The sequence below is a fragment of the Aeromonas fluvialis genome (assembly GCF_000819885.1).
In the GTDB taxonomy this organism is placed as follows: Bacteria; Pseudomonadota; Gammaproteobacteria; order Enterobacterales; family Aeromonadaceae; genus Aeromonas; species Aeromonas fluvialis.
This window is the reverse complement of sequence record NZ_CDBO01000074.1, coordinates 1-15666: the sequence shown is the minus strand read 5'-3', so window position 1 is coordinate 15666 and position 15666 is coordinate 1. Positions and strand designations below refer to the sequence as shown.

The window sequence follows — 15666 nt, the reverse complement described above, 5'->3', positions numbered from 1 at the left end:
TCAATAGGCCTCTCGGGCCAGCCGCTCGAAGTAGGTCTGATAACGTCCGCTGGCGATGGCCTGCTGCAACCGCTGATTGAACTGAGCCCGCAACTTGGCTGAATCAGGCATCTTGCGCGGGAACATCAAGAAGCTGTCGTTGCGCAGAAAGGGGGTCTGACTGTGGGTGATGCGTGCCGCGCTGGCGGGATCCAGGCTGCGCAGCACGGCCAGACCGACCCGCAGCTCTTGCGGATAGAGGTCGATCCGCCCGCGCAGCAGCTTGCCGAAATTCTGTTTCACGTCGGTAACCCGCTGCTGGCTCACCTTGTCATCGGCCACCATCTTGTCCAGATCGGGCCCGTAGCTATAGGCGATATCGCCCCCCAACCGCATGCCTGCGATCTGCTCAAGGCGCTCGGCCTGCAACTGCCGTGATTTGAGGGAAAAGAAGACAAACTGCTCCTGCAGTACCGCGTCGCTGAACAGAAAATCCTGCTCCCGCTCCGGTTTGTGCATCCAGACGGCGGTGGCATCGTAGAGCTGGCTGTTGGCCGCCAGCGAATAGACCCGACCCCAGGGGGCGAAGTGGAACTTCACCTCATAGCCCGCCTCCTTGAACAGATCGCTGATGAGGTGAGCCACGGGTCCGTGCTGTTTTGATCGCTCGGAGACGAAGGGGGGCCATTCACCGACAATGATATTGAGCATCCGGCCCGGTGCGGCGAGAGCCGACTGGCAGGTCAGAAACAACCACAGAGCAAGCAGCGGGATCAGGCGCATGGCAAGAAGAAGGGGGCGCAGGCTGGCAGAGGCGAGGGCATCAGGGTCACTCCCGGCTGTGATGCTGTAAAGGGGCTGGGTTGTCCGCAATGCTAGCATGAGTCATATTCCTTGCTGCCGATATTTTGTCACCGGAGGGCTGTGTCAGGGGATTTTGGCCGCAGGGTATGGCCAAGCTCACAAAACCGAACGATTAAACGTCATATGATTGATTTCATTATGAGTATTACTCTCCTGCCGAACGGCAATTTCACGTAAATCAAAGAGAATGACTATGGCTACCGGACAATATCTGCTGTGGAAAGATGCTCAGGGACAGGCTTTTCGCCCCGTTGCACTGACCGGCACCGATCTGCTCAACAATCGATACCTCAACAAGGGCACTGCCTTCACCGAACAGGAGCGGGCCGATTTTGATCTCGATGGTTTGCTGCCACCTCAGGTACAAACCTTTGAAGCCCAGCTCGAGCGAGTGTATGAGGGGTTCAAGAGCGCTTGCAGCGATATCGAGAAGTACCAGAACCTGCGTGCCCTGCAGGATCGCAACGAGACTCTCTTCTATGCCCTGTTGTCACGCCATGTGGAGGAGATGACTCCCTACATCTATACCCCGACCGTGGGCAAGGCATGTCAGGAGTTCAGCCACCGCTTCCAGAAGCCGCGCGGCCTCTACATCACCCCGGACAATGTGGATGACATGGGGATCCAGGCCCGCCACTTCGATGCCAAATCGATCCGCATCATCGTCGTCACCGACAGTCAGGGCATTCTGGGGATCGGCGATCAGGGCGTTGGCGGCATGGGGATCCCCATCGGCAAGCTGGCGCTCTATACCCTGGGGGCCGGGATCCATCCCGCCTGCTGCATGCCCATCGCGCTGGATGTGGGCACCGACAACCAGAAACTACTCGATGATCCCATGTACCTTGGCCGCCCCCACAAGCGCATTCGCGGCAAGGAGTATGAAGCGTTCATCGACAAGTTCGTGCAGGGGGTCAAACGCCACTTCCCCAATGCGGTGCTGCAGTGGGAAGACTTCAGCAAATCCAACGCCTTCAACAATCTGGCCCGTTATCAACAGTCACTGCCGTCATTCAACGATGATATTCAAGGTACGGGTGCCGTGGTGCTGGCAGGTATTATCGGCGCGGTCAAGGTCAAGGGGGAGACCCTGGGCCAGCAGAACTATCTGGTGTACGGCGCCGGTGCCGGTGGGGTCGGGGTGGCGGATCAGATCTGCGCGGGGATGATCCGCGAGGGTATGGATCCGCAGGCGGCCCGCGATCGCATCTACATTCTGGATACCCAGGGACTGGTGTGCGACAACCGGGACGGGCTCGACGAGTACAAGCGCCGCTATGCCAAGCCGGGGCTGCTGCTGGCGGGCTGGGATATCGAGGTGCCCGGCAAGGCTAATCTGGCCGATGTGCTGCGTCATGTGCCCATTACCGTGTTGCTGGGGACCAGCGGCTCGGGCGGTGCCTTCAAGGAAGAGCATATCCAGTTGCTGCAAAAGCACTGCGAGCGCCCCATGGTGTTCCCGCTCTCCAACCCGACCGCCAATTGTGAAGCGCTGCCGGAGGATATCTACCGCTGGAGCAAGGGCAAGGCTATCGTCGCCACCGGCAGCCCGTTCAAGGATGTCGCTTTTGAGGGCAAGGATTACCGTATCGGTCAGGGCAACAACGTCTTTATCTTCCCCGGAGTGGGGCTGGCGGCGATTGTCAGCCAGATCCGCGAGATCACCCCGGATATCTTCACCACCGCCGCTTTTGCGCTGGCCGAATGCGTGAGCGAGGAGGATTTGGCACAGGGCTCCGTCTATCCGCGTATTCGCGAATTGCGCAACATCTCGGTGCATGTGGCCACCGCCGTGCTCAAAGATATCGTGCGCAAGGACCCCTCCCATCCGTTGATTGGGCAGGCTCTGCAGCAGCATATCCTCAACCACATGTGGGAGCCGGTCTACCTGCCTTATCGCCGGGTATGACCGCGTATCCACCGCCCGGATAACGGGTCGGCCAAGATGACAAGGGGGTCGCGCTGCGACCCCCTTCGTTTATCCCGTCACGTACTAAGTGCGTAGTGGTCGCCAGCGCCCTTGCTGATTGCGGCAGGCGGTATCCTGCCACTGCTGGCTGGTCTTGCCGATATAGAGTTGCTCGCGATAGTTGCGACACCACTCCCCGCTGGTATGGCGGAAGGTGCGCAGCGGCGTGACGCTGCCCGAGTGACGATTGGCAGGATTGAACCAGGTGAGGCTCTGCCCTTTGGTGCGGGTTTCCAGCGCCTTGGCAAGGGCCTGATTGGCCAGTTGCACATCTGCCTTATCCATCTGATGGTAAAGCGGCGGCGTGTCTACCGTGGCGCAGCCAGTGAGGCCGAGCAGGAGGAGTGGTAACAGATTGCGCATCATGGTTGCCCCTGTTGACGAAAGCCGTTGTCAAGCAGAGCACGTTCTTGCTCATCGGTAAGCACTTGCTGGCGATCATCGACTGTGCCGTCACCTCTGAGCTTGTTGCCGATGGCATCGACGGCATCTACACCGTTGTCATCGACTGTGCCGTCACCTCTGAGCTTGTTGCCGTTGTCATCGACGGCATCCACGCCGTTGTCATCGACTGTGCCGTCACCTCTGAGCTTGTTACCGTTGGCATCGACGGCATCCACGCCGTTGTCATCGACTGTGCCATCACCTCTGAGCTTGTTGCCGTTGGCATCGATGGCATCCAGGCCGTTGTCATCGATGGTGCCATCACCTCTGAGCTTGTTGCCGTTGGTATCGATGGCATCCACGTCGTTGTCATCAACGCCATTGCCAAACCCGCGCCCCCCCCCATGGCGTTCTCCCCCGGCATGTTTTTCTCCACCGGCATGCCGTTCACCCCCCCCATGCCGCTCTCCGCCGGCATGCTCTCCCTGACCCTGATTACCGTGGCTGCTGCTGTCGTTATCACCGCCGCCATCGCCATCGCTGTCGCTGCCGCCATCGCTGCCGCCATCGCTGCCGCCATCGCTGTCGCTGTCGCTGCCGCTGCCGCTGTCGCTGCCGCTGCCGCTGCCGCTGCCGCTGCCGCTGCCGCTGCCGCCATCGCTGTCGCTGCCGCCATCGCTGTCGCTGCCGCCATCGCTGTCGCTGCCGCCATCGCTGTCGCTGCCGCTGCCGCTGCCGCTGCCGCTGTCGCTGCCGCCGCTGCTGTTGCTGCCGCCGCTGCTGTTGCTGCCGCCGCCGCTGTTGCTGCCGCCGCCGCTGCCTCCATCACCCCCTTTGTTATGAACGATCAGCTCATTGGCAATATAGCTGTGGCTGCCATCCAGGATCAGATTGAACAATGCCGTGGTGGGCGGGGCGTCAATCCAGCAGAGCGACTCCACCAGCAGTAATGCTGGTTGGGGTTGCAGCGCCAGATTGCCCGTCACCATGACAGCAGCCGGGCGAATCACTATTTGCATGCCAGTAAATAGCGGCAGCACAGTGAGCTGCGAATTTTCGGCTCGGGTCATGGCCGGTGAGATGGCCGCCCAGCCCCGAGTGGTCAGCAGAGGGTGCTCTGCGGTAAAGAAGGGGGCCCGCTGGTTGATCCCGTAGAGCCTGCGTTTGCCCAGTATGACCCGTTCGACGGCCAGGATCCGGTTGCTGCCGCCATGCTGATCCAGCACCCGTTCACCGGCCCGGAGCGTCTCTATGGGGCGGGTTGACCCATCGGCCATCGTGATGCGGGTACCGGCAATAAAGCAGGACTTGGCATAGGCCTGATTCATTTGCCACTCATTGTGGGTGAAATCATAACTGAACGGGTTCGCAAACAGGGCGAGTGCGATGGCCGAGCCGATCAGCAATCTGCGCTGGCTGGCCTTGAATGGAAGCTGTGACATGGGGACTCCTTGTCCATCAGGGGGCACAGGATCAATTATAGAGCGCCCCCGGGTTCGAGGCATGTTTGACCATGAACACAATAAAGAGGATGGAAAAACGATTGGCGTTCACCACAATAATGCGTAAAATCGCGTACTCGATGCTTGTAGCAACGAATCCCGCCTAAAAAGCCAGTTTCATGCCCTCCCCAAGCAGTAAAAGGTAACGGTTGACGATTTTGTGTTCATGTCGTGCCTTGAAAACGTCTTGTGACAACTGAAAAGTGATAAATATCCCCATCAGCTGTCAAAAAGTTAAGGACATCCATGTTTTCCCTAGTCAAGCAAAGTGTCGCCGGGCTGCAAATTCTGTTTGTCGCCTTTGGTGCCATGGTTCTGGTGCCCCTGCTCACCGGACTGAACCCCGCCATGGCCCTGCTTGGCGCTGGTGTGGGCACCCTGCTGTTCCAGCTCTGCACCCGCCGCCAGGTCCCGATTTTCCTGGGATCCAGCTTCGCTTTTATCGCCCCCATCATCTATGCCACCCAGACCTGGGGATTGCCCTCCACCATGTTTGGCCTGTTTGCCGCCGGTTTCATGTACTTCATTCTGGCTGCGTTGATCCGGGCAAAAGGGATGGGGTTTGTGCATAAATTGCTGCCCCCTGTGGTGATTGGTCCCGTCATCATGGTGATTGGCCTCTCCGTGGCCCAGGTGGCTTGCAACATGGCGATGGGCCGCGCGGGCAGCGAGCAGGTCGTGCCCGCCACCACGGCGCTGACCCTTGCTGGCATCTCGCTGGCGGTCACCCTGATTGCCGCTGTGTTCTGCAAGGGCTGGATCAAGCTCATCCCCATTCTGTGCGGCGTGATCGCCGGTTATGTCTCGGCTGTGTTCATGGGCCAGGTGAGTTTCGATGGCATAGTAAACGCCCCCTGGCTGGCGTTGCCCCATTTCGAAACCCCGGAGATCAACTGGGCTGCTGCGTTGTTCATGCTGCCAGTGGCCATCGCCCCCTGTATCGAGCACATCGGTGGTGTGTTGGCCATCGGTGGCGTGACTGGCAAGGATTACACCAAGGATCCGGGTTTGCACCGTACGCTGGCCGGTGACGGCATCGGCGTTTGCTTCGCTGGTTTCATCGGTGGCCCACCGGTGACCACCTACGCCGAAGTGACCGGCGCCGTGATGATCACCCGCAACTTCAACCCGGTCACCATGACCTGGGCGGCCGTGTTTGCCATCATTCTGGCCTTCTTCGGCAAGTTCAATGCACTGCTCACCTCCATCCCCATGCCGGTGATGGGCGGCATCATGCTGCTGCTGTTCGGTTCCATCGCTGCCATCGGTCTCAAGACGTTGGTGGAGTCCAAGGTGGATCTGGGGCTGTCGCGCAACATCGCCATCGTCGCCGTGACCCTGACGGTGGGTGTCGGTGCCCTGGAGATGAAGATTGGTGACTTCGCGCTGGCCGGTGTGGGTCTGGCCTCCGTGGCCGCCATCCTGCTCAACCTGATCCTGCCGGCGCACTCCGAAGAGGGGGGGATGGAATCCGCCAAGGATTGAGGGACAAGGTAATTGTTCGAATCAAAGGCCACCTCAGGGTGGCCTTCTTTATTGATGCGTTCCGTGGGAGTAAACAGGAGCGCCATAACAGATGAATGATAAGGAGGCGCCGGGGGAAGTCAGGGCCGGGCGTCGCCTGGCCAAGGGGCACTCAGCTTGCACCAGGGGCCGGTAATCTCGCAGTGACCGGTCTCTTCGGTAGTCTGCCAGCCCAGGCGATGGTAAAAGGCCACGGCCGAGGTATTGCGGGTCGCCACCTTGAGGGTGGGTTGGCACTGTGCGTTGGCCAGGCCCTGTTCGAGCAGGGCTCTCCCAATCCCCTGACCGTGCCAGTCGGCGGTGACATAGAGATGATGCACAAAGTCATCGGGTTGCCAGATGGCGATGAAGCCACACAGATATCCCCCTCGCTCTGCCACCCAGATGGTCTCTCCTTGGGTCTGGGTTGCAAAATCGTCGACGCTGAAGCTGGCTGGATCGACCCAGTGAAAGGTGTCCCGACGGCTCTTGAGAAACAGCCTGGCAAGAGGGTCTTTGTCTTCTGGTGCCATGAGTCGGATCATGATGAACTTCCTGTTAACCTGGTTGTGAGGTGGCGATATCCTGCCTTGCAAGGCAAATGATAAGTGTGTGATTAAGGGCTGTTCATTGTATTTATCATGGGGCTATACTGCCGAATCCTTCTGTATGGATGGCGTGAGGATTGTTGATTTATGGACAATAAACAGATTGAAGGCAATATTTTTGTTCCGGCCCACATCGATGAGGTGTGGCACGCCTGGACAACCGAGAGTGGTCTGCGCAGTTTTCTGGCTCCCGAGTGCTTGATGGTGGCCGAACCGAATGGCCCTTTCGAGATCTACTTCAGGCCTGATGCTCCGCTGGGGGAACGGGGGAGTGAAGGGTGCCGGGTCATGGCCGTCATGCCCTATGACCTGCTCAGTTTTAGCTGGAATTTTCCGCCCAGCCTGCCCCATATTCGCCAGCAAAAGACTCAGGTTTGTCTGCGTTTTGTGCCTGAGGGGCAAGGTACCCGGCTCTATTTTCTGCAGACCGGTTGGGCCAATGATCCGGACTGGGATCAGGGTTATGCCGACTTTAGGGAAGAGTGGCTGGAGACCAGCCTGCCACGGTTGCAGTACCGCTTTACCCATGGCCCTATCGACTGGAACAATCCGCCCGACAAGGCGCAGTTGAAGGCGCTGGCCCAGTAATCCCGCCTGTCAGACATAAAAAAAACCGGCCAAAGGGCCGGTTGAAACAGTTCAGGCTTGTCAGGTGACAAACGTATCCAGCGGATGAGAGTCGCTTTACACTCCTTGTGAAGAACAACTCTCTTGGTTACGTGCAGTTACTGTATACCAGTCACACTGAATCGAGGCTGAACCATGGATGATCCCGCCTCTTGCCCCTCTCCAATCAGATGCTGATCCCCATCGACTGGCGCAAATAAGCGCCTGCGCCGAGCAGACCCGGCCCCTCATGGGTGATCAGGAAGACCGGGATCTCCTTGAGGTAGGACTTGAAGCGCCCCTTGTCTTCAAAGGCGACCCGGAAACCGGAACCGGTAAAGAACTCCTGGAAGCGCGGCACTATGCCCCCTGCGATATAGACGCCGCCGAAAGTGCCCATATTGAGCGCCAGGTTGCCGGCAAAGCGGCCCATCAGCACGCAGAAGAGGCTCAGAGTGCGGCGGCAATCGAGGCAGTCGCCCGCCAGTGCCCGTTCGGTGATGTCTTTGGGTTCAAATGGATTTGGCTCACGGCCATCGGATTTCACCAGACCGCGATAGAGATTGACCAGACCCGGGCCAGAGAGGAAGCGCTCGGCCGAGACATGGCCCAATTCGCCACGCATCACCTGCAGCACTGCATCTTCCTCTTCGGTGTTGGCGGCAAAATCCACATGTCCCCCTTCGCCCGGCAGGCTCAACCACTGGTCGCCTGCCTTGACCAGATGAGCGACCCCAAGACCGGTGCCCGCGCCATAGATGGCGATGGGTTTGCCAGCCACCGGCGCGGCGCCGCCCAGCTGGATACGATCTGTTTCTGCCAGCACAGGCACAGCCATCGAAACCGCGGTAAAGTCGTTGATCACTTGCAGGCGTGCCAGCCCGAGATTGCTCTGCATCTCGCTGATGGAGAACTCCCAGCTGTGGTTGGTCATGGCGACCCAGTCGCCATTGATGGGGCAGGCGATGGCGATGCAGGCTTCAGCTACCTCGACCTTGTGTTCCTCCAGATAAAGGCGAACCACGTCTTCAAGGCTGGGATGGGCCAGACCTGAGTAAGTCTTTGCCTGAGAGATAGTACCGGTGGCCAGCTCACACAGGGCCAGCCGCGCATTGGTGCCGCCGACATCGCCGACCAGTGCATGGGGATGCTGCATAACTACTCCTTCGTTATAGGATGGGGACGACTGTGGTGTCCCGAGATTATTGTTTAATGATGACGGCCCATTCTATCCGAGCTCGTTCACACTCACTCACCGGATCGATACAAACGTGCGCCTGCTCACAGTGTTGTTGCTTTGCAACATTTGTAAGCGTTTTCGCGGCAGAGTGACGTTTTGTAACGAAAATTACGAAATAATTAGAGATCAGTCATACTTTGTATGGCAGGCGTTAGTTGCGATAACCGTTTGTCTTGTATAGTCCTTAGCTTGATTGGAAACCTGCTTAGCCGTAGATTTAGTGCAAAGACACTGAAGCTAAATTACAAAAATGTCTGGTGGTGGTGATGAATACCCTTGATAAAATTACGAACAACTTGGAAAGTTTCAGTAAATCAGAACGCAAGGTTGCCGAGGTGATCCTGGCGTCTCCCCAGACCGCTATCCACTCCAGCATCGCCGCCCTTGCCAAGATGGCCGATGTCAGTGAACCGACCGTCAATCGTTTTTGCCGCCGTCTCGATACCAAGGGCTTTCCCGATTTCAAACTCCACCTGGCCCAAAGCCTGGCCAACGGCACCCCTTACGTAAATCGTCATGTGGAAGCGGAAGACGGCCCGGATACCTATACCGCCAAGATCTTCGAATCCACCATGGCCTGTTTGGATGCGGCCAAGAACAGCCTGGATATCTCCGCCATCAATCGTTGCGTCGATATACTGACCCAGTCCAAGAAGATCAGCTTCTTTGGTCTTGGTGCCTCTTCTGCCGTTGCCCGCGATGCCCAGAACAAGTTCTTCCGCTTCAACATCCCGGTGGTGAGTTTTGACGATATCGTCATGATGCGCATGAGCTGCATCAACAGCAGCGAAGGGGATGTGGTGGTACTGATCTCTCATACCGGCCGCACCAAAGCGCTGGTCGAGATCGCCGCGCTGGCCCGCGAAAACGACGCGACCGTCATCGGCATGACTGCCAAGGATTCGCCGCTGGCGCGCGAGTGCAATCTGGTGCTCTCCATGGATGTGCCGGAAGATACCGATGTCTATATGCCGATGGCCTCCCGCATCGCGCAACTGGTGCTGGTGGATGTGCTGGCGACCGGCTTTACCCTGCGCCGGGGGATGAAATTTCGCGAAAATCTGAAAAAAGTAAAAGAGGGATTGCGCGAATCCCGCTTTGACACACCACACTCTTCCTGAATCGTCGGGGGCGTTGGCCACCGGCTGTCTATGCCACCCTCCTTGGTGTAGTCTTGGTGTAGTATTGTAATTTAATAACAAAAACCACCCAGATGGTTTGCAAGCGGGTGCATCGAGCCATGGGCTTGATGGGGCAGAATCTCAAGTCATATCAACTTCATATTGGAGTCTTTCATGCCTAGACGTACAAAAATTGTCACCACACTTGGTCCAGCTACCGACCGTGAAGGGATCCTCGAAGGGATCATCCGCGCCGGGGCCGACATGGTGCGGATGAACTTCTCTCACGGCACTGCTGAAGACCATATCCTGCGCGCCAATCAGGTGCGTGACATTGCTGCCAAGCTCGGTCGTCACGTCGCCATCATGGGTGATCTGCAAGGCCCGAAAATCCGTGTTTCCACTTTCAAGGATGGCAAGATCTATCTGGCCATCGGTGACAAGTTTGTGCTGGATGCCGCGCTTGGCAAGGGGGAGGGGTGTCAGGAGCAGGTCGGTATCGACTACAAGAGCCTGCCAAACGATGTGGTGCCGGGCGATATCCTGTTGCTGGACGATGGCCGTGTACAGCTGAAAGTCGAGAGCGTGGCAGGCACTCGCATTCACACTACTGTGACCGTGGCGGGCCCGCTCTCCAACAACAAGGGTATCAACAAGAAAGGGGGCGGTCTCTCCGCGCCAGCCCTTACCGACAAAGACAAGGAAGATATCAAGACGGCCGCGCTGATGAATGTGGATTATCTGGCCGTCTCCTTCCCGCGCAGTGGTGATGACCTGCGCTACGCCCGCGAACTGGCCCGTGAAGCTGGCTCCAATGCCAAAATTGTGGCCAAGGTCGAGCGTGCCGAAACCGTCGCGACTGATGAGGCGATGGAGGATATCATCCTCGGCTCCGACGCCGTCATGGTCGCCCGTGGCGATCTGGGTGTCGAGATCGGCGATCCCGAGCTGGTTGGCGTGCAGAAGAAACTGATCCGCCACTCCCGTCGCCTGAATCGGGTGGTCATCACCGCCACCCAGATGATGGAGTCGATGATCAACGCGCCGCTGCCGACCCGTGCCGAAGTGATGGACGTGGCCAACGCCGTGCTGGATGGCACCGACGCAGTGATGCTCTCTGCCGAAACCGCTGCTGGTCAGTTCCCTATCGAGACCGTGACCTCCATGGCGAGCGTCTGTGTCGGTGCCGAGAAGCACCCGAGCCTGAACGTCTCCAACCACCGCATGAACTATACCTTCACCTCGGTAGAAGAGGCCGTCGCCATGTCGACCATGTATGCGGCCAACCATCTGGAAGGGGTCAAGGCAATCGTGGCGCTGACCGAGTCTGGCACTACCCCGCTGCTGATGTCCCGTATCAGCTCTGGCCTGCCGATCTTCGCCATGTCTCCCCACAACAAGACCCTGGCTTGGACCAACCTCTACCGCGGTGTCACCCCGGTGCTGTTTGATGGCGATGAGACCAAGCCTGTCTATGAAGTGTGTCGTGATGCCCTGGCCGTGCTCAAGGAGAAGGGATTGCTGCAAAGCGGTGACATGGTGCTGCTGACCCACGGTGACAAGATGGAAACCGTCGGCAGTACCAACACCTGCAAGGTGATGATGGTCGAATAAGCCCGTCCGGTTTTACGGTGTTCAACTAAGGCTGCTCCTCTTTGATGAGCAGCCTTTTTGTTAACCGTTGTCGGGCTATTGGGAGAAAAGGACTCAATGGTTACTTAACTGGCTTCCCCTTCCGAGAATGCGGGAGTGGTGTTCACTGGGTTGTCAGTGGTGGGGGAGCGCACCGGGCAACCCCTGAGACTCGATAATACGGGAGTGAAAAAATGAACAAGCGCAACGGGTTGTTGGCCCTGTCACTGTTGCTGGTGGTGTCACCCAGCCATGCAGACTGGGAGAAGCTTAAGGCCGCCGCCGCCGATCTTGGCACCGCCGTGAGTGAGACCAGCAAGGAGGTATGGCAGGACGTCAGCGATTTCTCCAAAAAGAGCTGGGCCTCCATCTCTGCATGGGGTGAAGAGGCGTTCAACACCGCCGGGGTCTGGACCGACAAGAGTATCGCCACCGGCAAGGCGTGGCTGAAGGTGGCCGACGAAAAGCTCGACGAGATGCTCGAACCCACAACGCCGGAGGAGGCCAGACTCGCCCTCAACACCATGGCCGACACGGCACTGGTGCGACTGTTCAATGAACAACCTTCAGCCAAGCTGTTGTTTGACAAGGCGTATGGCTATGCAGTGTTCGATTCGCGCAAGTTCTCCCTGATGCTGCATACCAATCAGGGCGCGGGGGTGGCCATCAATCGTAACAGTGGCCAGCACACCTATATGAAGATGTTTGGTGCGGGGCTGGCAGCCGGTATCGGCGGCAAGTTCTATCAGCAGGTGATCCTGTTTGAAGACCAGGCCCGCTTCGACAGCTTTGTCAGTCAGGGCTGGGAAGCCACCTCCGAAGTGGGGGTGGTGGCGGGCAAGAAGAGCGCAGAGCTCAGCGGCAAGTACAACGGCGGCATGGCCATCTACCAGATCGGCGAGAAGGGATTGCTGCTTGATGCCAACATCTCCGGCTCCAAATACTGGATCGACAAGGATTTGAGTCAATAATCATTCAGGCGGTGAGCCGCCGGTTTTTGCCCTGCTCACTGTGAATCCTTGTCTGCTATCGTTGCAGTCAAAGCGCGCCCGCATTCGTCCAGCGGGCGTCCTTGTTGGTGGCGTGGTGAGGATGGCGTGGTGAGGGTGGCGTTGGATGGCAAAGGGCCTTTTCCCGCGCGAATGCTGAGGACAAAAAGCCATCGCTCCCCTTGGCCGCAACCGGTATAATGCGCGACCCGAATTTTTCCAGGTGTTCAACATGCAGCCGGTACCCAACCTTTTCTCCTATCCCCGCTATTGGGCCGAGTGCTACGGCACGGCGCCCTTCCTGCCCATGTCCCGCAAAGAGATGGACAAGCTCGGTTGGGACAGCTGCGACGTCATTCTGGTGACGGGGGATGCTTACGTGGATCACCCGAGCTTCGGCATGGCGGTCATCGGCCGGATGCTGGAAGCGCAGGGCTTTCGGGTCGGCATCATCGCCCAGCCGGACTGGTCATCGAAGGATGACTTTATGCGTCTGGGTAAACCGAACCTCTTCTTCGGGGTGACCGCGGGCAACATGGACTCCATGATCAACCGCTACACCTCCGACAAGAAGCTGCGCCACGACGACGCCTACACCCCGGGGGATGTGGGCGGCAAGCGGCCGGATCGCGCGACTCTGGTCTATACCCAGCGCTGCAAGGAGGCCTTCAAGGAGGTTCCCGTCGTTATCGGCGGCATCGAGGCATCCCTGCGCCGCATCGCCCACTACGACTACTGGTCCGAGACCATCCGCCGCTCCATCCTGCTCGATGCCAAGGCCGATATCCTCATCTACGGCAACGCCGAGCGGCCGCTGGTGGAAGTGGCTCACCGCATCGCAGCGGGGGAGACCATCGACACCATGCAGGATATTCGCGGCACTGCCGTGATCCGCAAGGAGCCGCTGCCGGGCTGGAAAGGGGTGGATTCGAGCAAGCTCGACCAGATTGGCCGCATCGATCCCATCATCAACCCCTATATGGAAGGGGCCCCATGCTCGGATGACGCAACTGAAGCGGCCCCTGCCGCAGCGCCTGCGGCCCACACTGAGCAGGAAGCCCAACCGGTGCTGGTGCAGCCGGCCAAGCCCAAGCCGTGGGAAAAAACCTATGTGAAGCTGCCAGCGTTCGAGCGGGTGAAAGAGGACAAGGTGCTCTACGCCCACGCCTCGCGCATTCTGCACCACGAGACCAACCCCGGCTGTGCCCGCGCCCTGTCGCAGGCCCACGGCGATCGCATCGTCTGGGTCAATCCGCCCGCCTTCCCGCTCGAAACCGAGGAGATGGACGGCGTATTCGGCCTGCCCTACCAGCGGGTGCCGCACCCCGCCTATGGCAACGAGAAGATCCCGGCCTTCGAGATGATCAAGACCTCGGTCAACATCATGCGCGGCTGCTTTGGCGGCTGCTCTTTCTGCTCCATCACCGAGCACGAAGGGCGCATCATCCAGAGCCGCTCGGAAGAGTCGATCCTCAAGGAAATCGAAGATATCCGCGACAAGGTGCCGGGCTTTACCGGCGTCATCTCGGATCTCGGCGGCCCTACCGCCAACATGTACAAGCTGCGCTGCAAGAGCCCCAAGGCCGAGCAGACCTGCCGTCGCGCCTCCTGTGTCTGGCCCACCATCTGCCCGCACATGGATACCGACCACAGCCCGACCATCAACCTCTATCGCAAGGCGCGCGACCTCAAGGGGATCAAGAAGATTCTCATCGCCTCCGGCGTGCGTTACGACATCGCGGTGGAAGATCCCCGCTATATCAAGGAGCTGGCCAAGTACCACGTCGGTGGCTACCTCAAGATCGCGCCAGAACACACCGAGGAGGGGCCGCTCTCCAAGATGATGAAGCCGGGCATGGGCAGCTACTACCAGTTCAAGGAGCTGTTCGACAAATACTCCAAAGAGGCGGGCAAGCAGCAGTACCTGATCCCCTACTTTATCTCCGCCCACCCGGGCACCACGGATGAAGACATGATCAATCTGGCGCTCTGGGTCAAAGAGAACCGCTTCAAGCTCGATCAGGTGCAGAACTTCTACCCGTCGCCGCTCGCCAACGCCACCACCATGTATTACACGGAGAAAAACCCGTTAAACAAGGTGAGCCGCACCGGAGGCGATGTGTTTGTCGCCAAGGGCGAGCGCCGTCGCCGCCTGCACAAGGCGCTGCTGCGCTACCACGACCCCGCTGGCTGGCCGATGATCCGCGAAGCCCTGCTCGCCATGGGCAAGGGCCACCTGATTGGCAATGGCCCCGGCTGTCTGGTGCCGCCGGAAGGTCGCAACGAGCGTGCCGCCAGCGGCAAGGGGATGAAACCGGCCCTGACCCGTCACAGCAACATCAGTCACCAGCGTGGCAATGGCACAGGCAACAAGCCGACCGGTGGCAAGCCGGTGGGTTCCCAGTTGCAAAAAGGGGCGGCTAACGGCAAACCGGCTACACAGGGCGAAGGCAAGAATGCGGGTAAGGGTAAACCTGCCGGAAAACCCGCCCATAAGGGTAAAACCCCGACCCGCGCAGGCTCTGCCAAGCCAGGGGCCAAACCCGCCGCTCAAGGCGGCAAGCCTGCGGCAAAAGGGAATAGTGCCAAGAGACCGGCGCGGTAAGTGTTCCTGACTGGAAAGCGATAGAAATAAAAAAGGCGACCAGATGGTCGCCTTTTTTTCTACCTTGGCCACGATTAGCGCAGTGTAATCGTCGGTTTACCGAGTGATGAGCAAACCCAGGCCTGCACCTTTTTGATCGCTGTTAGCCAATCTGTATTATGAGTGCTCGAATACGCTGCGCTATTCGAGTCTACGGCCCTGTTAGTCAATGGCATAAATATTTCTAAAATAAAATTTACTAGACCATTTACCTGGCTCCCTTATCGGGTCCCAAGATGTAATTTTGACTTCTCTACCTATTAGTGCTTTAGCTTTCTCGGTTATTCTACCAAGCTTATCAAATATAGATGTTTTCATGTACCAATGCTCACCGGTGGCCAGAAGTATTGATGTACAATACGAACCATTATATAGAACTTTTTCATCTACTCGAACTAGCCGTGATGTATTTGTGACATGAAGGCTGTTGCCGGATTCATAAGCCTCCTTCATTTCACTATTAATAAGCGCATTTAGTTTATTGTTCAATACTTCTATCTCTTCAGAAAACTTGTCTGCCCTATCCTTTTCACGAGCAGCTTCATCAACCGCACGTTGTCTTATCGTGTTAAACTCTTCAAGCCTTTTCTCATACGATGAAATTGTCTTTCCTGATTACCCATGA

13 protein-coding genes are annotated in these 15666 nt (G+C 58.1%); 7 read left to right on the top strand and 6 right to left on the bottom strand.

Annotation, left to right across the window (positions count from 1 at the left end; all coding sequences use genetic code 11):
* Positions 1–861, bottom strand: a complete 861-nt coding sequence (locus BN1125_RS16770; RefSeq protein WP_244268515.1) for a substrate-binding periplasmic protein — start codon at positions 859–861, stop codon at positions 1–3.
* A gap of 175 nt (positions 862–1036) precedes the next feature.
* Here BN1125_RS16770 and BN1125_RS16765 point away from each other — a divergent pair, with 175 nt between their 5' ends.
* On the top strand, positions 1037–2752 hold the full coding sequence (locus BN1125_RS16765) for an NAD-dependent malic enzyme (protein ID WP_042013673.1): 1716 nt from the start codon (positions 1037–1039) through the stop codon (positions 2750–2752).
* Between the two features lie 84 nt (positions 2753–2836).
* Here the strand turns inward: BN1125_RS16765 and BN1125_RS16760 are convergent, their stop codons facing one another.
* Positions 2837–3178, bottom strand: coding sequence for an RT0821/Lpp0805 family surface protein (locus BN1125_RS16760; protein ID WP_042013671.1), 342 nt, complete (start codon positions 3176–3178; stop codon positions 2837–2839).
* On the bottom strand, positions 3175–4638 hold the full coding sequence (locus tag BN1125_RS16755) for a Hint domain-containing protein (protein WP_042013670.1): 1464 nt from the start codon (positions 4636–4638) through the stop codon (positions 3175–3177). Before BN1125_RS16755 ends, BN1125_RS16760 begins: the two co-directional genes overlap by 4 nt.
* Before the next feature lie 306 nt (positions 4639–4944).
* Here BN1125_RS16755 and BN1125_RS16750 point away from each other — a divergent pair, with 306 nt between their 5' ends.
* The gene (locus tag BN1125_RS16750; protein WP_042013667.1) at positions 4945–6183 is read left to right on the top strand and encodes a uracil-xanthine permease family protein; all 1239 of its coding nucleotides are present in this window, start codon (positions 4945–4947) and stop codon (positions 6181–6183) included.
* Between the two features lie 119 nt (positions 6184–6302).
* Here the strand turns inward: BN1125_RS16750 and BN1125_RS16745 are convergent, their stop codons facing one another.
* Positions 6303–6746 (bottom strand): GNAT family N-acetyltransferase, encoded by a 444-nt coding sequence (locus tag BN1125_RS16745; RefSeq protein WP_042013665.1) that lies wholly within the window; start codon positions 6744–6746, stop codon positions 6303–6305.
* A gap of 150 nt (positions 6747–6896) precedes the next feature.
* On the opposite strand from BN1125_RS16745, the gene BN1125_RS16740 reads away from it, so the two are divergent.
* Positions 6897–7397 carry an SRPBCC family protein gene (locus tag BN1125_RS16740; protein ID WP_042013664.1) on the top strand — a complete coding sequence of 167 codons (501 nt, stop codon included), beginning with the start codon at positions 6897–6899 and terminating at the stop codon, positions 7395–7397.
* Between the two features lie 205 nt (positions 7398–7602).
* Here BN1125_RS16740 and glk read toward each other — a convergent pair whose 3' ends face one another.
* Complete coding sequence (glk, locus tag BN1125_RS16735) at positions 7603–8571, bottom strand: glucokinase (protein WP_042013662.1); 969 nt, start codon at positions 8569–8571, stop codon at positions 7603–7605.
* A gap of 350 nt (positions 8572–8921) precedes the next feature.
* On the opposite strand from glk, the gene BN1125_RS16730 reads away from it, so the two are divergent.
* The 4 genes from BN1125_RS16730 to BN1125_RS16715 all read left to right on the top strand — a co-directional run bounded on the left by BN1125_RS16730 (position 8922) and on the right by BN1125_RS16715 (position 15002).
* Positions 8922–9776 (top strand): MurR/RpiR family transcriptional regulator, encoded by an 855-nt coding sequence (locus tag BN1125_RS16730; RefSeq protein ID WP_042013661.1) that lies wholly within the window; start codon positions 8922–8924, stop codon positions 9774–9776.
* A 174-nt stretch (positions 9777–9950) separates the two neighbouring features.
* Entirely contained in the window at positions 9951–11390 is a 1440-nt protein-coding gene (gene pyk, locus BN1125_RS16725; protein WP_042013660.1) for a pyruvate kinase, read from the top strand.
* A 212-nt stretch (positions 11391–11602) separates the two neighbouring features.
* A complete protein-coding gene (befA, locus tag BN1125_RS16720) occupies positions 11603–12379 on the top strand; it encodes a beta cell expansion factor BefA (RefSeq protein ID WP_042013659.1) in 777 nt (258 codons plus the stop codon).
* A 250-nt stretch (positions 12380–12629) separates the two neighbouring features.
* Complete coding sequence (locus tag BN1125_RS16715) at positions 12630–15002, top strand: YgiQ family radical SAM protein (RefSeq protein ID WP_042013656.1); 2373 nt, start codon at positions 12630–12632, stop codon at positions 15000–15002.
* A gap of 201 nt (positions 15003–15203) precedes the next feature.
* On the opposite strand, the gene BN1125_RS19180 is transcribed toward BN1125_RS16715, so the two are convergent.
* Positions 15204–15530 (bottom strand): hypothetical protein, encoded by a 327-nt coding sequence (locus BN1125_RS19180; protein WP_156993488.1) that lies wholly within the window; start codon positions 15528–15530, stop codon positions 15204–15206.
* Positions 15531–15666: the final 136 nt, after the last annotated feature.